The sequence below is a fragment of the Streptomyces sp. NPDC059957 genome, assembly GCF_042730015.1.
In the GTDB taxonomy this organism is placed as follows: Bacteria; Actinomycetota; Actinomycetes; order Streptomycetales; family Streptomycetaceae; genus Streptomyces.
The window spans coordinates 46,941-65,967 of the sequence record NZ_JBHWMB010000015.1; the positions used below are offsets into that span (position 1 = coordinate 46,941).

The 19,027-nt window shown below is 71.7% G+C and carries 23 protein-coding genes; 19 read left to right on the top strand and 4 right to left on the bottom strand.

Annotated features, from left to right (window positions below):
- Positions 1-67 precede the first annotated feature (67 nt).
- The 11 genes from ACFWBW_RS12815 (at position 68) to ACFWBW_RS12865 (ending at position 8,262) form a co-directional block, all read left to right on the top strand.
- Positions 68-781, top strand: a complete 714-nt coding sequence (locus ACFWBW_RS12815) for a DUF2993 domain-containing protein (RefSeq protein WP_385371154.1) — start codon at positions 68-70, stop codon at positions 779-781.
- Positions 782-945: 164 nt separating this feature from the next.
- Positions 946-1,029 (top strand): putative leader peptide, encoded by an 84-nt coding sequence (locus ACFWBW_RS12820; protein WP_350206375.1) that lies wholly within the window; start codon positions 946-948, stop codon positions 1,027-1,029.
- A 176-nt stretch (positions 1,030-1,205) separates the two neighbouring features.
- Positions 1,206-2,051, top strand: coding sequence for a sulfurtransferase (locus ACFWBW_RS12825; protein WP_112449118.1), 846 nt, complete (start codon positions 1,206-1,208; stop codon positions 2,049-2,051).
- Positions 2,052-2,120: 69 nt separating this feature from the next.
- Complete coding sequence (locus ACFWBW_RS12830; protein WP_243339454.1) at positions 2,121-2,411, top strand: DUF1416 domain-containing protein; 291 nt, start codon at positions 2,121-2,123, stop codon at positions 2,409-2,411.
- A 158-nt stretch (positions 2,412-2,569) separates the two neighbouring features.
- Entirely contained in the window at positions 2,570-2,833 is a 264-nt protein-coding gene (locus tag ACFWBW_RS12835) for a DUF3099 domain-containing protein (RefSeq protein WP_385371159.1), read from the top strand.
- A 114-nt stretch (positions 2,834-2,947) separates the two neighbouring features.
- The gene (locus ACFWBW_RS12840) at positions 2,948-3,835 is read left to right on the top strand and encodes a hypothetical protein (protein ID WP_385371162.1); all 888 of its coding nucleotides are present in this window, start codon (positions 2,948-2,950) and stop codon (positions 3,833-3,835) included.
- The gene (locus ACFWBW_RS12845; protein ID WP_385371164.1) at positions 3,832-4,710 is read left to right on the top strand and encodes a hypothetical protein; all 879 of its coding nucleotides are present in this window, start codon (positions 3,832-3,834) and stop codon (positions 4,708-4,710) included. Before ACFWBW_RS12840 ends, ACFWBW_RS12845 begins: the two co-directional genes overlap by 4 nt.
- Positions 4,707-5,720, top strand: a complete 1,014-nt coding sequence (locus ACFWBW_RS12850; protein WP_385371166.1) for a hypothetical protein — start codon at positions 4,707-4,709, stop codon at positions 5,718-5,720. The genes ACFWBW_RS12845 and ACFWBW_RS12850 overlap by 4 nt, the downstream gene beginning before the upstream one ends.
- 294 nt (positions 5,721-6,014) lie before the next feature.
- The gene (locus ACFWBW_RS12855; protein WP_385371169.1) at positions 6,015-6,587 is read left to right on the top strand and encodes an FABP family protein; all 573 of its coding nucleotides are present in this window, start codon (positions 6,015-6,017) and stop codon (positions 6,585-6,587) included.
- 125 nt (positions 6,588-6,712) lie between these two features.
- Positions 6,713-7,174: a Fur family transcriptional regulator gene (locus ACFWBW_RS12860; protein WP_385371172.1), complete on the top strand. Its 462-nt coding sequence runs from the start codon at positions 6,713-6,715 to the stop codon at positions 7,172-7,174.
- Between the two features lie 119 nt (positions 7,175-7,293).
- Positions 7,294-8,262, top strand: a complete 969-nt coding sequence (locus ACFWBW_RS12865; RefSeq protein ID WP_385371175.1) for a YgfZ/GcvT domain-containing protein — start codon at positions 7,294-7,296, stop codon at positions 8,260-8,262.
- Positions 8,263-8,287: 25 nt separating this feature from the next.
- On the opposite strand, the gene dtd is transcribed toward ACFWBW_RS12865, so the two are convergent.
- Positions 8,288-8,713 (bottom strand): D-aminoacyl-tRNA deacylase, encoded by a 426-nt coding sequence (gene dtd, locus ACFWBW_RS12870; RefSeq protein ID WP_243339461.1) that lies wholly within the window; start codon positions 8,711-8,713, stop codon positions 8,288-8,290.
- A gap of 132 nt (positions 8,714-8,845) precedes the next feature.
- On the opposite strand from dtd, the gene ACFWBW_RS12875 reads away from it, so the two are divergent.
- From ACFWBW_RS12875 to ACFWBW_RS12900, 6 genes are all read left to right on the top strand, one after another.
- Positions 8,846-9,472 carry an AmfC protein gene (locus ACFWBW_RS12875; RefSeq protein ID WP_385371178.1) on the top strand — a complete coding sequence of 209 codons (627 nt, stop codon included), beginning with the start codon at positions 8,846-8,848 and terminating at the stop codon, positions 9,470-9,472.
- 85 nt (positions 9,473-9,557) lie between these two features.
- The gene (locus tag ACFWBW_RS12880; protein ID WP_385371180.1) at positions 9,558-10,802 is read left to right on the top strand and encodes a GNAT family N-acetyltransferase; all 1,245 of its coding nucleotides are present in this window, start codon (positions 9,558-9,560) and stop codon (positions 10,800-10,802) included.
- Between the two features lie 63 nt (positions 10,803-10,865).
- On the top strand, positions 10,866-11,627 hold the full coding sequence (locus ACFWBW_RS12885; protein ID WP_385371183.1) for a putative protein N(5)-glutamine methyltransferase: 762 nt from the start codon (positions 10,866-10,868) through the stop codon (positions 11,625-11,627).
- 62 nt (positions 11,628-11,689) lie between these two features.
- Positions 11,690-12,148 carry a helix-turn-helix domain-containing protein gene (locus ACFWBW_RS12890; protein WP_385371186.1) on the top strand — a complete coding sequence of 153 codons (459 nt, stop codon included), beginning with the start codon at positions 11,690-11,692 and terminating at the stop codon, positions 12,146-12,148.
- A gap of 67 nt (positions 12,149-12,215) precedes the next feature.
- Positions 12,216-12,770: a hypothetical protein gene (locus tag ACFWBW_RS12895; RefSeq protein ID WP_385371189.1), complete on the top strand. Its 555-nt coding sequence runs from the start codon at positions 12,216-12,218 to the stop codon at positions 12,768-12,770.
- 124 nt (positions 12,771-12,894) lie between these two features.
- Positions 12,895-13,239: a DUF2516 family protein gene (locus ACFWBW_RS12900; protein WP_385371191.1), complete on the top strand. Its 345-nt coding sequence runs from the start codon at positions 12,895-12,897 to the stop codon at positions 13,237-13,239.
- Between the two features lie 104 nt (positions 13,240-13,343).
- On the opposite strand, the gene ACFWBW_RS12905 is transcribed toward ACFWBW_RS12900, so the two are convergent.
- From ACFWBW_RS12905 to ACFWBW_RS12915, 3 genes are all read right to left on the bottom strand, one after another.
- A complete protein-coding gene (locus tag ACFWBW_RS12905) occupies positions 13,344-14,594 on the bottom strand; it encodes a PP2C family protein-serine/threonine phosphatase (protein WP_385371195.1) in 1,251 nt (416 codons plus the stop codon).
- Positions 14,595-14,856: 262 nt separating this feature from the next.
- A complete protein-coding gene (locus ACFWBW_RS12910) occupies positions 14,857-15,906 on the bottom strand; it encodes an NlpC/P60 family protein (RefSeq protein WP_385371197.1) in 1,050 nt (349 codons plus the stop codon).
- A 215-nt stretch (positions 15,907-16,121) separates the two neighbouring features.
- Entirely contained in the window at positions 16,122-16,931 is an 810-nt protein-coding gene (locus ACFWBW_RS12915) for a class I SAM-dependent methyltransferase (RefSeq protein WP_385371200.1), read from the bottom strand.
- A 163-nt stretch (positions 16,932-17,094) separates the two neighbouring features.
- Here ACFWBW_RS12915 and mshA point away from each other — a divergent pair, with 163 nt between their 5' ends.
- Complete coding sequence (gene mshA, locus ACFWBW_RS12920; RefSeq protein ID WP_385371203.1) at positions 17,095-18,483, top strand: D-inositol-3-phosphate glycosyltransferase; 1,389 nt, start codon at positions 17,095-17,097, stop codon at positions 18,481-18,483.
- Complete coding sequence (locus ACFWBW_RS12925) at positions 18,476-19,024, top strand: YbjN domain-containing protein (protein WP_385371206.1); 549 nt, start codon at positions 18,476-18,478, stop codon at positions 19,022-19,024. The genes mshA and ACFWBW_RS12925 overlap by 8 nt, the downstream gene beginning before the upstream one ends.
- The last annotated feature ends 3 nt before the right edge of the window (positions 19,025-19,027 follow it).

Genomic DNA, 19,027 nt, shown 5'->3' on the forward strand with positions numbered 1-19,027 from the left:
TCACAGCGCCCTCACGGCCGGTCATGGTCCACTGGGCCGACGTACCAATCGTCTGGGGGGTGGGCACGTGCGTGTCCTGCGTGTCGTTGTGATCGTCGGAGTGGTCCTCGGCTGCCTGTTCGTCGGGGTGGACCGCTGGGCCGCCGGCTATGCCGAGAACCGGCTGGCGGATGAGATACGGGCCCGGCAGGGCCTGTCCGGCGTGGAGGCGGACATCCACGGGTTCCCCTTCCTGACCCAGCTGCTCTCCCGGGACCTCGACCAGGTCGACCTGAAGGTGGCCGGAGTCGACGTGGCGACCGCGGAGGGCCGTACGACGCACCTGTCCCGGCTGCGGGTCGCCTTCCGCGGGGTGGAGCTGAACGGTGACTACAACGGCGGTACCGCCCGGTCCGCCAAGGGCTCGGCCCTCGTCACGTACGCCGATCTGACCGCGGCCGCCCAGCCCGGGGTGACCGTCGCCTACGGCGGGGCGCCGGGCAAGGTGAAGGTCACCGCGAGGGTGGAGTTCCTCGGCAGGACCTTCAGCCGCAGCGTGGTGTCGACGGTCTCCCTCGTCGACTCCGGCGACGGGAAGGGCTCGATGATCGTCCGGGTCCGCGCCGACGAGGTGCCGGGCGAGGGCCTCCCCGGGATCGAGGCCGTGGTCCGCAAGAAGACCGACTTCGACCGGCGGATCGGCGCCGGCCTGCCGTCGGGGGTCCGGCTGACGGAGCTGACCTCGGACGAGGCCGGCGTGGTGCTCACCCTGGGCGGTAAGGATCTCGCCCTGGCCGGATAGTGAGACGGGTGGGTCCGATCCGCAGCTGGGAGGGCCTTACGGGGCTCCGGGCGGCTCGCACCCGAAGATCCACAAGAGGCCTCATCTCACCATCCGGACGATCCTGTCTCGGAATATGACACGGCGGTGACAGGGCGGCCGATTCGTCCCTACGATCCATGGCTATGAAGCATCAGCAGGCGGACCTCACGAAGCGACGGGCAGTAGACCTGTGTCGCGTCGCCGCCATGCTCTGTCGATCCATGTGACGTGTGAGCGCATCCCGCTCCATAGCCGGACGACGGCCTTCCGCTTTCCCGTGTGACCACCTCTGCCTCCCGCCCTCCTGAAGCCTCCCCGCAACAGGATGCGCGAGCGCACCCGGACGCACGCTCCCAGCACCACCAGCAGCACCCCGCCGCACACTGCCCCGGAGGAGAACATCATGAGCCGCAGCGACGTCCTCGTAGACGCCGACTGGGTCGAGGCCCACCTGAACGACGCGAACGTCGTCATCGTCGAGGTGGACGAGGACACGTCCGCGTACGACAAGAACCACATCACCAACGCCGTCCGGATCGACTGGAAGAGCGACCTCCAGGACCCGGTCCGCCGTGACTTCGTGGACCAGGAGGGCTTCGAGAAGCTCCTCTCCGCCAAGGGCATCTCCAACGACGACACCGTCGTCCTCTACGGCGGCAACAACAACTGGTTCGCGTCCTACGCCTACTGGTACTTCAAGCTCTACGGTCACCAGGACGTCCGCCTGCTCGACGGCGGCCGCAAGAAGTGGGAGCTCGACTCCCGCGACCTGGTCGACGGCACCGAGGTCCCCAGCCGCCCGGCCACCGAGTACAAGGCCAAGGCCCAGGACACCTCGATCCGCGCCTTCCGTGACGACGCGGTCGCCGCGATCGGCACGAAGAACCTGGTCGACGTCCGCTCGCCCGACGAGTTCTCGGGCAAGCTCCTCGCGCCGGCGCACCTCCCGCAGGAGCAGTCGCAGCGTCCGGGCCACATCCCGAGCGCCCGCAACATCCCGTGGTCGAAGAACGCCAACGACGACGGCACCTTCAAGTCCGACGAAGAGCTGACGGCCCTCTACCAGGCCGAGCAGGTCGACCTGGCGAAGGACACCATCGCCTACTGCCGCATCGGTGAGCGCTCCGCGCTCACCTGGTTCGTGCTGCACGAGCTCCTGGGCCAGGAGAACGTCAAGAACTACGACGGCTCGTGGACCGAGTACGGCTCGCTGGTCGGCGTGCCGATCGAGCTCGGCGCGAACAAGTAACTCCGGGCAACTCGTAATTCCGGGCATGCGACGCCCGTAGTCATACCTCTCTAGGACAGGACAGAGAACATGTGTGGAGCAAAGATCGGCGGGCCCGACCTCTCGACGCTGAAGCCCGGTGAGACGGCCATCCAGGGCCAGGTCACCAAGGACGGCGAGCCCATCAGCGGCTACGTCCGTCTGCTGGACTCGACCGGCGAGTTCACCGCCGAGGTCCCGACCTCGGCCACCGGCCAGTTCCGCTTCTACGCGGCCGAGGGCTCCTGGACGCTGCGCGCCCTCGTGCCCGGCGCCCAGGCGGACCGCGCCGTGGTCGTCGTCGAGTCCGGCGGCGTCACGGACGTGGCGATCGCGGTCTGAGCACCGCACCTGCATGACTGCATGACCGCATGACCGCATGACTGCACGACCGGCCGAAGGGCCGCACCCCCGGGGGTTGGACGCCATCGGATCGGGGTGCGGCCCTTCGTGCTGTTCCGGGACTCCCCGGGAGCGGGGTCCGGTTCTACCCTGGAGGCATGTACGCCCGGCGCCGGCGCGCCTACTTCCTGCTCATGGGCGGATGCCTGTTCCTCTTCGTCTCCGCCTGGTCCTTCGTGCGCCTGTGGTCCGTCGAGGCCGCCGTGGCGATGTGCGTGGTCGCCATGGTCATTCCGCCGGTCGCCGCCATGGTCGCGAACCGGCGCGGTCCGGACGACCGGTGGTGGGACGACCCCTCGGGCGACCGGAAGTCCGACGAGTGGTGGGACGAACTGGACGGAAAGCCGCGTCGCGAGGATTGAAACCCGTTGAGATAAAAATGTAATAAGGATGATCACAACATCTCCCCACGCGAGGGTGTCTTCTGTGTACGCGGGCGATCGGTCCGCGACTCCAGTCCTGTGGGGGGACTTCTTTTGGAACACGAACAGACCATCCCTGACCAGCGGAAAGAGGCGGAGAGCGCCCCGGAACCGGGCACTCCGGACGCGGCTCCGGCCGCTCCTGAAGCCGCTCCTGCGGCCACCCTCGCAACCGTTCCCGGTGCGGCCCCCGACGCAGTTCTGGAGGCGGCTCCGGCCACTCCCCGCGTCCGACGCGGCCGCCGTGCGGTCCTCCTGATCGCGGGCGCCGCCGTCCTCGGCGTCCTGGCGGGCACGATCACCGGCTACGCGATCCAGTACGACCGCGAACCGACCCCGCTGGCGCCGCTGGCGCAGGCGGAGCTGGTGGACCCGAAGGCGCTCGCGCCCGATGACGCCACCACGAACAAGACGATCAACGCCAACCGCTGGCACAAGACGGACGACGACCTCGCGAAGCTGCTGATCGAGGCGCCGGGCGGAGCGAAGACCGAAGCGGCGGGCTACGAGCCCATCGAATACTTCGCGACCTTCTTCAAGAAGCCGGACAGCCAGCTGGAATACCTCGCCGAACAGGACATCCGGCGGATCGCCGCGGTGAGCTGGGCGGTGAACGACACGACCTTCGTCTACGTGCGGCTGATCCAGTTCAACGAACGCTCTGGTGCGGACAGCTACCAGACCGGTCAGTCCAGGTACATGCCCGAGGCCGAGTACGCGGGCAACAGCGGCGTACTCATTCCCGGTCTCCCTTCGGACCTCGGGCGCGTCTGGGTGGACTCCAAGGCCGACGAGAAGCCCGGGTACCTCCCGATGCGCGGAGCCCGCGCCATCGCCCGGCGAGGCGACATCGTGCTCGACATCCACTACACGAACAACCGCGGCAAGGTCAGCGAAAGCGACGTCGTGGACCTGGCCAAGCGACAGCTGGAGCGACTGTGACCGAGCCGCAGAACGACGCGAAGGCGGCTCAGGAGGAGACGCCGACACAGGCCCCTGCCCCGGCACAGGCCCCGGCCCCGGCCCCGGCGCCCGAGGCGGAGGCAGTCGCCCCCCTCGCTCCGCCCGCGAAGCCCGCGCGTACGCGCAAGGTCAACCGCAAGGCGGTCGCCCTGATCGCCCTCGGCGTGACCGCAGCCGTGCTCGTGGGCGGCGGCGTCTGGGCGTCCTCCGCCATCGCGGACGCCGACCGGGATGCGCCCACCGCCTACTGGGCCCCCTTCGGCGAGGGGCTCCCGAAGCGCGAAGCCCCCGGCTCCGTGCCGACGAACGCGCTCCTGGGCAAACTGCTGCCGATTCCGGCCGGATTCGTCCTGGGGCCGGACCTGGAGGAGGACGGCAACAACTTCTTCGTCTCCGGCGAGAAGGCGGTCGAGGGCTTCAAGGAGACCCGCAGCGGCCTGACCAGCGCCGAGCGCAAGGACCGCGACAAGATGCTGGCCAACCTGAAGCTCAAGGGGCTGGCAGGACGCAGCTACGTGAACGAGCGGACCAGCTGGTTCGCCGAGATCCGCATCATGCAGGCCGACCCGAAGGCCGTGGGCGCGTTCTCCGAGGTCAGCAAGAAGTTCCTCGACTTCACGGGTGACGGCCGCACGGCTCCGAAGGTGGACGGCTTCCCGGACGCCAAGTGCTCGTTGGAGGCGATCGGCGAGAAGAAGAAGGAAAAGATCGACTCGATCGACTGCGTGGCCGTCGAGGGCGACGTGATGGTCACCTTCCGCGCGTACGGGCCCAAGCCCTTCGCCACCGCCAACGCCGTCGCGCTCTTCCAGAGCCAGATGAAGCACCTGAAGTCCCCCGGGGAGTCCGCGTGACCGAGCAGAACACCACCGGAGCCGTGCCGGAGCTCCTCGACGACACCGCGCCGCAGCCCGCCGCGGTCACGCACCCTGTCTCCGACGGGGTGCCCGAGCAGGCTCAGGCTCCCCGGCCCGCCGCGGACGAGCAGGGGGCGGCCGCCGCCGCCGCGTTCGCCGCGGACCCGCTCGCGGCCAACCCCTTCGCGGCCCCGGAGGTCCCGGCCGCGCCCAAGGACCGCCGCAAGCTGTTCGCAGCACTGCGCTGGACCGCCGCCGTACTGGTCTTCGGCGCCGTGGGCACGGGTGTCGCGTACGGGGTCACCCAGCCCGAGCGCACCGACATGCCGGGCCTGTCCACCAAGGCCGACGGCCGCTGGACGTTCCCGGCGCTGACCAAGCCGGTACTGCCGCCGGGCGCGCCCCTGCCGTTCGCCGAGGACAACCCGGGCGGCATCCACTACGCGGGGCTCACCGAGCTGCTCCTGCCGGCTCCCACCGGATCGGCCCCCGACTCCACGCTGAAACTGGAGAAGGACGGGGTGGTGACCGTCGACACCCTCCTGGAGGAGTACGGGGCCACGGCCCGCGAGGAGATGAAGGAGCAGTTCGGGAACGAAGGACTGCGCCAGATCGCCGCGCGCGGCTGGACCACTCCGGACGGCACCCGTACGCGGGTCTACCTGCTGCGCTTCCACACACCCGAGTTCCTCGGCGCGTTCAAGGGCTGCGGAGCCGACACCAGCATCGGCAGTGCCACGAGGCTGGAGATCGACACGGACTGGCGCAACGCCAAGTCCTCGCAGCGGCACCCGCTGGGGGCCCGGACCTCCGGGTTCAGCACGCAGGGCAACACCAGCGAGATCATCCTCTACCAGGAGCCCAAGCCCACGGGCGACGAGCAGACCAAGCTGGGCTGCATCCAGTCCGGAGACATCCAGGCCCTCGTCCTGCAGACCCGCAAGGGCGAGGTGGCGACCGTGCCCTTCCACCAGACGGTGATCCTCCAGCACCAGCTGCTCGGCTAGCGCGCGGCCGCCGGGGGAGCGCGTCGTACGGGCTACCTCACACGGTGCCCCGGTCCCCAGGCCAGTAGGCTTGGGGACCGGCCCCGTAACGCCACCCTTCACTCCGAGGAGCACCCCGTGCTTGAGGCAGTCTTCACCTCCCTGCTGGTCCTGGTCTGTGTCGGCGTCCTCGCCTTCTCCGCCCTGGCCGTGAAGAAGCTGTACCAGGGCCAGCGCTGATCCCCTCGGATCTGCCGCCGACCGCCCCGGATACCGGAACCCCTCCCACAGATCGCCTGAGCTGAGCAGCCATTCATGATCCAGATCCCGTCCGACCTGAACCCCGGTCTCGTCCCCCTCGCCTTCCTCCTCGGCAACTGGGAGGGCGCAGGCGTCTTCGACTTCCCTGGTGAGGAGAAGTGCAACTTCGGCCAGGAAGTCGTCTTCAGCCACGACGGCCGGGACTTCCTGGAGTACACCTCCCACACCTGGGTGCTCGACGCCGAGGGCAACAAGGTGCGCCCGCTGGAGTCCGAGTCGGGCTACTGGCGCATCGACAATGACCGCAAGGTCGAGATCGTCATGGTCCGTGACCAGGGCGTCGTCGAGGTCTGGTACGGCGAGCTCGCCGACAAGAAGCCGCAGATCGACGTGGTCACGGACGCGGTCGCCCGCACCGCGGCCTCCGGCCCGTACAGCGGTGGCAAGCGGCTCTACGGCTACGTGAAGAGCGACCTCATGTGGGTCGGCGAGAAGGCCACCCCCGAGGTGGAGCTGCGCCCCTACATGTCGGCCCAGCTGAAGAAGGTCGTCACGCCCGAGGAGGTCGCGGAGATGGCGCGCAACCTCCCGGACATGCCGGACGACGGCATCGCCTTCTTCCGCTAGAGCGCCCCGGCAAGCGTGCGCAGGAGCCCCCGGCAGCCTCGGCCGCCGGGGGCTCCCGCACGTGCGGCGCCTTCCGTACGGCCTCCCCGCTCCCCTCGAACGGGCCCGAGGCCTACACTGGCCGGGTGGTGACCACCGACAGCACCGAGAACCTCGCCGCCGCCGACAGCGGTGACTGGAAGAGCGACCTGCGCCAGCGCGGATACCGCCTGACCCCGCAGCGCCAACTCGTGCTGGAAGCCGTGGACGCCCTGGAGCACGCCACCCCGGACGAGATCCTCGTCGAGGTGAGGAAGACGGCCTCCGGGGTCAACATCTCCACGGTCTACCGCACGCTAGAGCTCCTGGAGGAGCTGAAGCTCGTCTCGCACGCCCACCTCGGGCACGGGGCCCCCACGTACCACCTCGCCGACCGGCACCACCACATCCACCTGGTCTGCCGCGACTGCACCGAGGTCATCGAGGCGGACGTGGACATCGCCGCCGAGTTCACGTCCAAGCTCCGCGACACCTTCGGCTTCGAGACCGACATGAAGCACTTCGCGATCTTCGGCCGCTGCAAGACCTGCGCCGCCAAGCAGCGCTAGCCCCGCCCGGCCCCACCTAGCCCCGCCGGCCCCACCTGGCGCCGCCTCGCACCGCAGAGCGGCACGAGCGCCGCCGGGCGGCACTAGGACTGCCCGGGGCAGGGTCGTACGCTGGTGCCATGACCAGCAGCCCCTTGCTCCATCTCCCCGGCGCCGTGCAGGCCGAAGGCCGCGACGAGGGCGTCGCCGCCCACTACGGAGAGCTGTACGGAGAACAGCGCACGCTCGCCGACGGCCGCGGCTTCGTCGACCTCTCCCACCGCGGGGTCGTCACCGTCACCGGCTCGGACCGGCTGAGCTGGCTGCACCTGCTGATCACTCAGCACGTCACCGCCCTCCCGGCCGGCCAGGCCACCGAAGCGCTGATCCTCTCCGCGAACGGCCACATCGAGCACGCGCTCTACCTCGTCGACGACGGCGAGACGATGTGGATGCACGTCGAGCCCGGCACCCAGGAGGCGCTCATCGCCTACCTGGAGTCGATGATCTTCTTCTACCGCGTGGAAGTCGCCGACCGGACCGCCGAGTTCGCCGTCGTGCACCTGCCGGCCGGCTCCATCGCCGAGGTCCCCAAGGAACTCGCCGTACGCGAGACCCCGTACGGCCGCGACGTGTTCCTGCCGCGCGACGCCCTGGAGGCCTTCGCCGACTCCCACGGCCCGGCCGCCGGGCTGCTCGCGTACGAGGCCCTGCGCGTGGAGGCACACAGGCCGCGGCTCGGCCTGGAGACCGACCACCGCACCATCCCGCACGAGCTCGGCTGGATCGGCACCGCCGTGCACCTGCAGAAGGGCTGCTACCGCGGCCAGGAGACGGTGGCCCGCGTCCACAACCTGGGGAAGCCGCCGCGCCGGCTGGTCTTCCTGCACCTGGACGGCTCCGAGGTGCTGCTCCCCGCGCACGGCGCGCCCGTACGGCTGGCCGCGGACGGGGAGGAGGGCCGTCAGCTGGGCTTCGTGACCACCTCGGTCCGCCACCACGAGCTGGGCCCGATCGCGCTCGCGCTGGTCAAGCGGAACGTCCCGGTGGACGCCCCGCTGCTGGTGGGCAAGACGGCCGCCGCGCAGGAGGTCGTCGTGGCGCCATGACCGCCGCGCGCCGGATCCAGACGACCTAGATGTCGATGACGATGGTGAACGGGCCGTGGTTGGTCAGCGAGACCCTCATGTCCGCGCCGAACCGGCCCGTCTCCACCGTCGCGCCCAGCGCCCGCAGTTGCGCCACGACCGCGTCCACGAGCGGCTCGGCGAAGGCCCCGCCGGCGGCCGCGTTCCAGGTGGGGCGGCGGCCCTTGCGGGCGTCTCCGTAGAGGGTGAACTGGGAGATCACCAGCAGCGGCGCGTTCACGTCGCTGCAGGACTTCTCGGCCTCAAGGATCCGCACCGACCAGAGCTTGCGCGCCAGCAGCTCCGCCTTCTCCGGGGTGTCGTCGTGGGTCACCCCCACCAGCACGCACAGCCCCTCCCCGACGATCTCTCCGACGGTCTCGCCGGCCACCACGACGCTCGCGCCGTCCACCCTCTGCACCACTGCTCGCATAACACCTGTGTACCAGGCGTGCACCCGTCCGGGGCCGATCGGGTGGAGTGGGACTGCGTCGGTACCACGGGGAGTGGCACGATGCACGCAGGCGGTGCCCCCAGCACCGGTCGAGGGGACGGACACGAACGCATGAACACTTCTGGTACCTCCGCACCTGCTTCTGCGCCCATCGCAACCGTGGGCTCCGCGGCGCCCGTCGCACCCATGGCGTCCGCGGCGGCCGCCGAGACCCCGGCGCCGCGCCCGCCCGCGCAGCGGACCGGGGCCGCGGACGCCCCGCCGACGCCGACCACCGCACTCGGCCTGCCCGAGCTGCGCGGACTGCGCCGCGACGCGCAGCGCGACGAGGCGGACCTGAGCTACGTACGCCGGCTGCTCCAGGGCCGCATCGACATCCTGCGCGCCGAACTGGCCCGGCGTACGGACCCCGAGGCGCCGGTGGTGGACCGGCTCTCGGAGATCCTCGCGGACGCCCCCTCCAGCCGCAGCGCCTCCGCCCGGCACGTCACGCTCGGCACCCCGCACGGGGAGGAGTACCGGCTGCTGGCGGCCGAGATGCTCTCCGACGTGGAGCTGTCGGACCTGGGAGCGCGCACGGACGAGGAACTCCACGAGGGGATGGGCCGGTTGGTGCGCTACGAGCAGCAGGTCTCGCGCCGCCGCCAGCAGCTCCAGCGCACGGCGGACGACTGCAGCGCGGAGATCACCCGGCGCTACCGGGAGGGCGAGGCCCAGGTGGACGACCTGCTGGCCTGAGCGGGCGGGAGGCGCGGGGGACGCGGGGGCCCGCGGGAAAAATGCGGGCGACGGGGGCGGGGCGGGCCGATTAGCGTGGGTCGCTATGAGCGCTGACGTCCGGCCGATCGCCGCATCCGAGCTTCCCCAGTGGCTGCGTGCCCAGCAGACCGGTTTCCTGAACGCGAAGCATCCCACGGCCGAGGACCACGCTCAGGTGGCCGGGCACGTCGACTGCGCCCGGACCCAGGGCGGGTTCGACGCGGACACCGGGCGGTGCGTGGCGACCTTCCGCTCCTTCGCGCAGGAACTGACCGTGCCCGGCGGGGGGTTCGTCCCGTCGAGCGCCGTCACGAACGTGACCGTGGCGCCCACGCACCGCAGGCAGGGTCTGCTGACCCGGATGATGTCCGCCGAGCTGGCCGCCGCCCACGCGCGCGGCGACGTGGTGTCGACGCTGATCGCCGCCGAGTACCCGATCTACGGTCGGTACGGGTACGGGCCCGCCACCTCCGCCTCGGAGTGGGAGATCGACGTACCGCGCACCGGGCTCGACCCGCGCGCCGCAGTCTGCGGCGACGGCGGCAGGATCGACCTCGTGGACGAGGCCGAGGTGCGGGAGCTGGGCCCGGCCCTGCACGAGCGGCTGCGGGCGGCCGTGCCCGGCGCGGTGAGCCGCGACGCCCGCTGGTGGCGGGTGACCACGGGCGTGGAGACGCTGTCCCACAACCCGTACACGCCGTCCTTCCACGCGGTGTACCGGACCGCCGAGGGCGAGGTGGCCGGCCTGGTCCGGTACACCTGCGACGACCACTGGACCGACGCCAAGGTCCCGCAGAACACCGTGCAGGTCCGGCAGTTGCTCGCCCTCACCCCGGACGTGGAGCGGGCGCTGTGGCACTTCCTCTGCTCCATCGACTGGGTGATGAAGGTCCGCACCGGCTACCGCGCCCCCGACGACCTCGTCGCCCAACTGCTGCCCGACCCGCGCGCCGCCCGGCTGGTGACCGCGGCCGACTGGCTGTGGGTGCGGCTGCTGGACGTCGTACGGGCCCTGGGCGCACGGACGTACGCCGTGCCCGGGGTCCTCGTCCTGGAGGTCGCCGACCCGTCCGGGCCGGCGGGCGGGCGCTACCGGCTGGACGCGGGCGCGGGGCACTGCGTACGCACGGAGGAGCCGGCCGATCTGCGCCTGGACGTGGGCACACTGGGGGCGCTGTACCTGGGCGACGAGTCGGCGGTGCGGCTGGCGGCGCTCGGCAGTATCACGGAGGAGCGGCCCGGGACGCTCGCGCTCGCGGACGCGGTGTTCCGCACGGCGCGCAGGCCGTGGTGCCCGGACATCTTTTGAGCCCCGTCCGGGGTGTCGGGCGGTCGGCCGAGCGGGAAACTGGACGGACGAGGACTGAGGTACTTGGCAACACTGGTGGAAACCCTGCGCGCGGCCGGCTGCGTCTTCGCGGAGGAGGAGGCGGAGCTGCTGACGGCCGCCGCCGAGGACGCGGGGCACCTCGAGGGGCTGCTGGCCCGGCGGGTGGCCGGCGAACCGCTGGAACACGTCGTCGGCTGGGCGGAGTTCTGCGGGCTGCGCATGGCCGTCGGCGAGGGGGCCTTCGTGCCGCGCCGGCGCAGTGAGTTCCTCGCGGGGCAGGCGGTGGCGGCGGCCCGGCCCGGAGCGGTCGTCGTGGACCTGTGCTGCGGGGTGGGCGCGCTCGGCGCCGCGGTGGCCGCGGGGGTGCCGGGGGCCGAGCTGCACGCGGCGGACATCGACCCGGCCGCGCTCGCCTACGCCCGGCGCAACGTGGCCCCGTACGGCGGCCGGGTGTGGGAGGGCGACCTCTACGCGCCCCTGCCCGCCGGGCTCCGGGGCCGGGTGGACGTCCTGGTGGTCAACGCCCCGTACGTGCCGACCGGGGAGATCGCCCTGCTGCCGGCGGAGGCCCGTGATCACGAACCGCCCGTCTCCCTGGACGGCGGGGCGGACGGCCTGGACGTCCACCGCCGGGTGGCGGCGGGCGCCCCGCCCTGGCTCGCACCGGGCGGCACCCTCCTGATCGAAACGAGCACCCGTCAGGCCCCCGTCACGGCGGCGGCCCTGACGGCGGCGGGCCTGTCGGTGCGTGCGGTGACCTCCGAGGAGTACTACGCGACGGTGGTCGTCGCGAGGGCGCCGTAGTCCGTGGGAGTTATTGCAAGCAGCTGCTTGCAATAGTTAGCAAGGTGCGGCAGGATCGGGGCATGGCATCGCTCAACGTCGGGAACCTCGGCGAGTACCTGCGCGAGCAGCGGCGGCAGGCGCAGCTTTCGCTGCGGCAGCTGGCCGATGCGGCGGGGGTGTCGAATCCGTACCTCAGTCAGATCGAACGCGGGCTGCGCAAGCCGAGCGCGGACATCCTGCAGCAGCTCGCCAAGGCGCTGCGGATCTCCGCCGAGACGCTGTACGTGCAGGCCGGAATCCTGGACGAGCGGGACCGGGACGCCGTGGAGACGACGGCCGTGATCCTCGCGGATCCGTCCATCAGCGAGCAGCAGAAGCAGGTGCTGCTCCAGATCTACGCGTCCTTCCGCAAGGAGAACGCCGCCGAGGCCGAGGTGAAGGCAGCGGCCGAGGACGATGACGGGGCCGGGGCGGCCGGAGCCGAAGCCGCCGCCGACGGCGGCAGCGGCGGCGATGCCGAGATGCGCCGTACGAGCTGAGCACAGGCTGACTACGCACTGAACACGCAGAGCACGAACTGAGACCGTGATCCGGGAGGACCACCACATGGCCATCGCCGATGACCTGAAGAAGACCCTCACCGACCCGACCCCCCTCTACTTCGCCGCCGGCACCGCCGACCTCGCCGTGCAGCAGGCCAGGAAGGTGCCCGGGCTGATCGAGCAGCTGCGCGCCGAGGCTCCCGCGCGCATCGAGGCCGTGAAGAACACCGACCCGAAGGCCGTGCAGGAGAAGGCCAAGGAGAAGGCCAAGGAGGCGCAGGAGGCGGTCACCGCCACCGTCGCCGAGGTGTTCGGGTCGATCGACGCGAAGAAGCTCGGGGAGACCGCCCAGGACCTGGCGCTGCGCGGGGTCGGCGTGGCCGCCGAGTACGCGGTCAAGGCCAAGGAGGCCTACGACAAGGTCGCCGAGCACGGTGAGCAGACCGTACGGGCATGGCGCGGCGAGGTCTCCGAGGAGATCGTCGACATCGCCGTGGTCGTGGAGCCGGAAGCCGCCGAGCCGGTGGCGGAGCCCGCCGCCGAGCCCGCGCCGAAGAAGGCTCCGGCCCGCAAGGCCGCGGCCAAGAAGGCCGCCGCAGAGCCGGCCGACGAGAGCTGAGATGCGCGCGACGGACCGGGCACCCGATGGGCGTCCGGTCCGTTGTGGTTTGGGAATCGGGCTCTGCCGGTAGCGTGGAGGCAGGCGGCATCCGGCGAGCGAGGCGTGAGAAGGCGGTCAGACGATGTTGATGAACGGGTTCAATCAAGGGGTGCTACCGCTGTTCGGGTACGCCATGCTCGTGCTCGCCGTGGTGGCCTTCGTGATGGCGCTGACGGCGCGCGAGGACGCGTACCGGGCGGCGAGCAAGCAGACCAAGACCTTCTGGCTGGTCATCCTCGGCATCACCGTGGTCGTGGACTTCTTCCTCGGGATGCTCTTCCTGCAGATCGCCGGGCTGGTCGCCAGCATCGTGTTCTTCGTCGACGTGCGCCCCGCCCTCAAGCAGGTCTCGGGCGGCGGCGGTGGCGGCCGGCGTGGAGGCAGCAGCAGCGACGGGCCGTACGGGCCCTACAACGGCGGACGGTAGGCGGACAGCCGGTGGCCGGTGGCCGGTGGCCGGTGGCCGGTGGCCGGTAGCCGGGTAGGCGGTAGCCGGTAGCCGGGTAGGCGGTAGAAGGCCTGCCCGGCCCGTCAGCCCTCGGCGCGGGAGAGGAGGACGACGGCGACGTCGTCCGTCAGCTCCCCGCCGTTGAGGCGGCGGGCTTCGGTCACGGAGGCTTCGAGCAGGCCTTCGCCGCTCAGTCCGTCGGACAGGTGGCGGTTGATCATCTCGACCATGCCGTCCTGCCCGAGCCGCTCCTTGCCCTGGCCGATGCGGCCCTCGATCAGGCCGTCGGTGTAGAGCATCAGGCTCCACGTGCCGCCCAGCTCCACCTGGCGGCGCGGCCAGCGGGCCTTGGGCAGCAGGCCGAGCGCCGGGCCGCTGTTCTCGTACGGGAGCAGTCGCGCGGGGCGGCCCGGCCGGGAGATCAGCGGCGCCGGATGGCCCGCCAGGCACAGGCCCGCGCGCCGGCCGTCCGGGGCGATGTCCACCGTGCAGAGCGTCGCGAAGATCTCCTCGCAGGGTCGCTCGACTTCGAGGACCTGCTGGAGGGTGGAGAGCAGGTCGTCGCCGCACAGGCCGGCCAGGGTCAGCGCCCGCCAGGCGATGCGCAGCTCGACGCCGAGGGCGGCCTCGTCCGGGCCGTGGCCGCAGACGTCGCCGATCATCGCGTGGACGGTGCCGTCGGGGGTGCGGACGGTGTCGTAGAAGTCCCCGCCGAGGAGCGCGCGGCTGCGCCCGGGCCGGTAGCGGGCGGCGAAGCGGAGGTCGGAGCCCTCCAGGAGCGGGTGCGGGAGCAGTCCGCGCTCCAGGCGGGCGTTCTCCTGGGCCCGAAGTTTCGATTCTGCAAGCTTGTACTGGGCGATGTCCGCCCGTTTTCTCTCCACCGCGTAGCGGATGGCACGGCCGAGGAGCCGCCCGTCGAGCTCGTCGCGGAACAGGAAGTCCTGGGCCCCCACGCGCACGGCCTCCGCGGCGCGATCCGCGTCCTCCTCGGAGGTGAGCACGAGGACGGCGTGCCGCGGGGCGATGCGGAGCACCTGGCGCAGGGCGCCGAAGGGATCGGCGGCTTCGCCGGAGCCGGAGCCGGAGCCCCCGCCGTGCGGGAGCGAGAGGTCGAGCAGGACGCAGTTCACGTCCGGGGTGAGCAGCCGGGCCGCCTCCGTGAGGTTGCGGGCGCTGCGCAGCCGGATGCGGTGGCCGTCGGCGTCGAGTATCTCGGGGACGGTGAGGCCGCCGGCGGGGTCGTCCTCGATCACCAGCAGGGTGAGCGATGACGTGGCGCCCGGGCCGCTCTCGGTGCCCGGGATGTCCCTCTGCCGCGGTACGGGTACGGGCATCGTCTCCGGTTCCTTCCCGCCCCCTCGGGGGTTCGCTCGTCCGGCGACCCTAGCGGCGGGACGAGGGAAGCGGAATGGCGGGTCGGGCTCGGGGCTCCGGCATATGCCGTTATCGGGTGGGAAAGTCCGCGTCGGCGAATGACCAACGTCACGGCGGAGGCCTACGACGTCCCGCCCACCGAGACGTACCGCCGTCGGGGGCGGGCCGTCCCCGGGGGTGGTGAACCCCCGGTGGCGCTGCCTGTCGGTGAGCGGGCCGTCGCTACGCGTCCGGCCTGACCACGGCCTTGATCGGCATGGAGCCCGCGCCGGCCATGGTGACGTTGCGGCCGGGGCGCGGGGAGTGGACCATCGCGCCGTCCCCGACGTACATGCCGACGTGGCTCGCGTCGTCGAAGTAGATGATCAGGTCGCCCGGCCGCATGTCCTTGACCGCGACCTTGGGCAGCCGCAGCTGCTCCTGCGAGGTGCGCGGGATCCGCTTGCCCGCCGCGAGCCAGGCCTGCGAGGTCAGCCCGGAGCAGTCGAACGAACCGGGTCCCTCCGCACCCCACACGTACGGCTTGCCTATCTGGGCGGCCGCGAACTGCACGGCCCGCTTGCCCGCGTCGGTGGCGGCCTTGCCCGAGGAGCCGTTGATCGGGCGCGTGGACAGCCAGTCGTTCTGCGCCTTGCGCTGCGCTTCGGCCTCGAGCTCCAGCAGCCGGGCCTTCTGCTCGGCCTCCAGCTTGCTCTCGAGGTCCTCCGCCGCCTTGATCTTGTCCTCGACCTGCTTCTTGGCGAGTTCCTGCTTGACCCGGTTGGCCTCCAGGGTCTCCCAGTGCGCGCTCGCGTCCCTCGCGTACTGCTGCAAGTCGCTCTGGGTGCGGTTCAGTTCGGAGAGCAGGTCCGAAGTGGCCTTCTCGCCCTGGCGCAGCCGGTCGTTGCCGTCCAGGAACTGCGCCGGGTCGTTGCTCAGGGCCAGTTGCGCGCCGGGCGGCAGCCCGCCCGAGCGGTACTGCGCACGGGCCGCAGCCCCCGCGCGGCCCTTCAGGGTGGTGATGCGGTCCTGGCCCGCGAGGACCAGGTTGGCGATCTCCACGATCTTGTCGGACTGCGTCCTGGTCTCGCTCTCCGCGAGGTTGAAGGCGTCCGTGGCGGCGCCCGCCTCGCGGTAGAGGCCCTCTATGTCCTTGCGGACCTGCTCCAGGGACTTGCCCTGCTGGGGCTCCGGCGCCGCGAACGCCGTGCCGGCCAGTGCGCCGGGCGCGGACAGCAGCGCCATCGCGCAGAGCAGAGTGAGGGCGATCGAACCCCGTCGTCGTTTCCTCATGGTCCCCCCAGACACCAGACTGATTAATCGTCAGTAACTTGTGATTGCCTTCGGGATGGTGCCACGAGTCGGTGAATTCCAACACCCTTGTGGATATCCATCCGATGCGTCCCGATCGCCCCCGCGGCCCCCCGGGCCACGGCCGCCGCGGCCGGCAACGCCAGTCACAGCCGCCACCGCAGTCACGGCAGCCACGGCAGCCACGGCCGCCCCCGTCACCCCGAAGGCCTCAACGCTTCCCACCGCACCGTCAGTTCCCCCTGACGCCACCGCACCGGCCCGTCCGCCAGCGGCCAGTCCCCGGCCAGCGCCCGCGCCGTCCGGATCCAGCGCTGCCGTGCCCCGTAGGAGGCGTACGGGGCCGCCGCCGCCCACGCCCGGTCGAAGTCGCGCAGGAACGCGTGCACCGGCTCGCCCGGCACGTTGCGGTGGATCAGCGCCTTCGGCAGCCGCTCCGCCAGGTCCGAGGGGCGCTCCAGGGAGCCCAGCCGGGTCGCGAAGGTCACCGTGCGCGCCCCTTCGGGCCCGAGCGCGACCCAGACGTGGCGCCGCCCGATCTCGTCGCAGGTCCCCTCCACCAGCAGCCCGTCGGGAGCGAGCCGGGCACACAAGCGCTCCCACACCGCCTCGACCTGCTCCTCGTCGTACTGGCGCAGCACGTTCGCCGCCCGGATCAGCGCCGGCCGGACCCCGTCCTCCAAGGGCACCTCGAAGCCACCGTGCCTGAAGCTCAGGCCCTCCCGCTCGTACGGCTTCGCGCCCGCGACCCGGGCCGGTTCGATCTCGATGCCGACCACCCGCACCCGCGGGGCCGCCTCCCGCAGCCGCGCCAGCAGCTCCACCGCGGTCCAGGGCGCCGCCCCGTAGCCGAGGTCCACCGCGACCGGGTCCTCCGCGCGCCGCAGCGCCGCCCCGTGCGTCGCCGCGATCCAGCGGTCCATGCGGCGCAGCCGGTTCGGGTTCGTCGTTCCGCGGGTCACCGTGCCGACGGGGCGACGAGGGGGAGGGGTGGAGCGGGAGGCCATGTGCAGAGAGTAAGCGGAGGGCTCCCGCCCGATAAAAATCCGGCGCGGCAGCAGGAAAACCGGCCGTCCCGGAATGCGGGGGACGGCCGCCCGGGTTGCACTCCTAGAAGAGCGTCGACAGCGCTCTCCGTGTCATGCCGTCCGAGCGAGAGGAACTGCTCCCTTGAGCCAGTACGTGTCCCGCATCGGCGGCAGCATCGGAGGCCGCTTCGCCGCCGCCCGCGCCGGCACCCGCCACGAGCCGCCGCGCCTGCGCCTGCCCGCCGCCGTCGGCGGTCACCGCAAGCCGCGGCGCGTCGCCATGCTCAGCGTGCACACCTCACCGCTGCACCAGCCCGGCACCGGCGACGCCGGAGGCATGAACGTCTACATCGTCGAGCTGGCCCGGCGCCTCGCCGCGATCAACATCGAGGTCGAGATCTTCACCCGGGCCACCGCCGGCGGCCTGCCGCCCGTGGTCGAGCTCGCGCCCGGAGTCCTCGTACGGCACGTGGACGCGGGCCCGTACGAGGGCCTCGCCAAGGAGGAGCTGCCGGCCCAGCTGTGCGCCTTCACCCACGGCGTCATGCAGGCCTGGGCCCGCCACCGCCCCGGCTATTACGACCTGGTCCACTCGCACTACTGGCTGTCCGGCCACGTCGGCTGGCTCGCCGCCGAGCGGTGGGGCGTCCCGCTCGTGCACGCCATGCACACCATGGCCAAGGTCAAGAACGCGGCGCTCGCCGAGGGCGACACCCCGGAGCCCGCAGCCCGCGTCATAGGCGAGACGCAGATCGTCGACGCCGCCGACCGGCTCATCGCGAACACCGCCGAGGAAGCCGACGAGCTCGTACGCCACTACGCGGCCGACCCCGGCAAGGTCGCCGTCGTCCACCCCGGCGTGAACCTCGAGCGCTTCACCGTCGCCGACGGCCGCTCCGCCGCCCGCGCCCGCCTCGGGCTGCCGCAGGACGCCGTCATCCCGCTCTTCGCGGGCCGCATCCAGCCGCTCAAGGCCCCCGACATCCTGCTGCGGGCCGTCGCCGAGCTCGTCGACCGGGAGCCGGCGCTGCGCACCCGGCTGTTCGTGCCCGTCGTCGGCGGGCCGAGCGGCAGCGGGCTCGCCAAGCCGGAGGGGCTGCAGAAGCTCGCCGCGAAGCTCGGCATCGCGGACCTCGTGCACTTCCATCCGCCGGTGGCGCAGGACGCGCTCGCGGACTGGTTCCGGGCGGCGTCCGTGCTGGTCATGCCCTCGTACAGCGAGTCCTTCGGACTGGTCGCCATAGAGGCGCAGGCCACCGGCACACCAGTGCTGGCCGCGGCCGTCGGCGGGCTCCCCGTCGCCGTCGACGACGGGGTCACGGGGATCCTCGTACCCGGCCACGATCCGGTCGACTACGCCCGCGAGCTACGGCGCTTCGTGGACGAGCCGGGCCTCGTGGACCGGATGGGCGCGGCGGCCGCGCGGCACGCGCAGTTCTTCGGCTGGGACACCGCCGCGAGCGGCACGGCCGACGTGTACACGGGGGCGATGCACGATCACCGCCGTCACGTACGCTCCCACCATGGCTGACGCTCACCCCACCGACGCCGCTGACGGCGCTGACGGCACCGACACCGCGGCGATCATCGAAGCGACGCTGACCGGCGCGGAACTGAGCTGGGAGAGCCCCGCACCGGGCTCGTACGTGGTCCAGCTCCCCGGTACCCGCAAGCTGAGCACCACCTGCTCGCTCAAGGCCGGCAAGCACTCCCTGTCGGTCAACGCCTTCGTGATCCGCCACCCGGACGAGAACGAGGCGGCCGTCCACCGGTGGCTGCTGGAGCGCAACCTCAAGCTCTACGGCATGGCCTACGCGGTCGACGCGCTCGGCGACGTCTACCTGACGGCCCGCCTCCCCCTGTCGGTGATCACCCCCGACGATCTGGACCGGCTGCTCGGCACGGTCCTGGAGGCGGCCGACGGGGCCTTCAACACCCTGCTGGAGCTGGGTTTCGCGAGCGCGATCCGGCGGGAGTACGAGTGGCGGGTCTCGCGCGGCGAGTCCACGCGCAACCTGGACGCCTTCAAGCACCTGACGCAGCCGTCGGGGGCGGCGGCGCAGCCGGAGTAGAGG

What these genes read in the sequence shown, in the direction of transcription:
- ACFWBW_RS12820 (WP_350206375.1), top strand. Translation starts at nt 946, where the DNA reads ATGAAGCATCAGCAGGCGGACCTCACGAAGCGACGGGCAGTAGACCTG.
- ACFWBW_RS12825 (WP_112449118.1), top strand. Translation starts at nt 1,206, where the DNA reads ATGAGCCGCAGCGACGTCCTCGTAGACGCCGACTGGGTCGAGGCCCAC.
- ACFWBW_RS12830 (WP_243339454.1), top strand. Translation starts at nt 2,121, where the DNA reads ATGTGTGGAGCAAAGATCGGCGGGCCCGACCTCTCGACGCTGAAGCCC.
- ACFWBW_RS12835 (WP_385371159.1), top strand. Translation starts at nt 2,570, where the DNA reads ATGTACGCCCGGCGCCGGCGCGCCTACTTCCTGCTCATGGGCGGATGC.
- ACFWBW_RS12855 (WP_385371169.1), top strand. Translation starts at nt 6,015, where the DNA reads ATGATCCAGATCCCGTCCGACCTGAACCCCGGTCTCGTCCCCCTCGCC.
- ACFWBW_RS12865 (WP_385371175.1), top strand. Translation starts at nt 7,294, where the DNA reads ATGACCAGCAGCCCCTTGCTCCATCTCCCCGGCGCCGTGCAGGCCGAA.
- dtd (WP_243339461.1), bottom strand. Translation starts at nt 8,713, where the DNA reads ATGCGAGCAGTGGTGCAGAGGGTGGACGGCGCGAGCGTCGTGGTGGCC.
- ACFWBW_RS12875 (WP_385371178.1), top strand. Translation starts at nt 8,846, where the DNA reads ATGAACACTTCTGGTACCTCCGCACCTGCTTCTGCGCCCATCGCAACC.
- ACFWBW_RS12880 (WP_385371180.1), top strand. Translation starts at nt 9,558, where the DNA reads ATGAGCGCTGACGTCCGGCCGATCGCCGCATCCGAGCTTCCCCAGTGG.
- ACFWBW_RS12890 (WP_385371186.1), top strand. Translation starts at nt 11,690, where the DNA reads ATGGCATCGCTCAACGTCGGGAACCTCGGCGAGTACCTGCGCGAGCAG.
- ACFWBW_RS12895 (WP_385371189.1), top strand. Translation starts at nt 12,216, where the DNA reads ATGGCCATCGCCGATGACCTGAAGAAGACCCTCACCGACCCGACCCCC.
- ACFWBW_RS12900 (WP_385371191.1), top strand. Translation starts at nt 12,895, where the DNA reads ATGTTGATGAACGGGTTCAATCAAGGGGTGCTACCGCTGTTCGGGTAC.
- ACFWBW_RS12905 (WP_385371195.1), bottom strand. Translation starts at nt 14,594, where the DNA reads ATGCCCGTACCCGTACCGCGGCAGAGGGACATCCCGGGCACCGAGAGC.
- ACFWBW_RS12910 (WP_385371197.1), bottom strand. Translation starts at nt 15,906, where the DNA reads ATGAGGAAACGACGACGGGGTTCGATCGCCCTCACTCTGCTCTGCGCG.
- ACFWBW_RS12915 (WP_385371200.1), bottom strand. Translation starts at nt 16,931, where the DNA reads ATGGCCTCCCGCTCCACCCCTCCCCCTCGTCGCCCCGTCGGCACGGTG.
- ACFWBW_RS12925 (WP_385371206.1), top strand. Translation starts at nt 18,476, where the DNA reads ATGGCTGACGCTCACCCCACCGACGCCGCTGACGGCGCTGACGGCACC.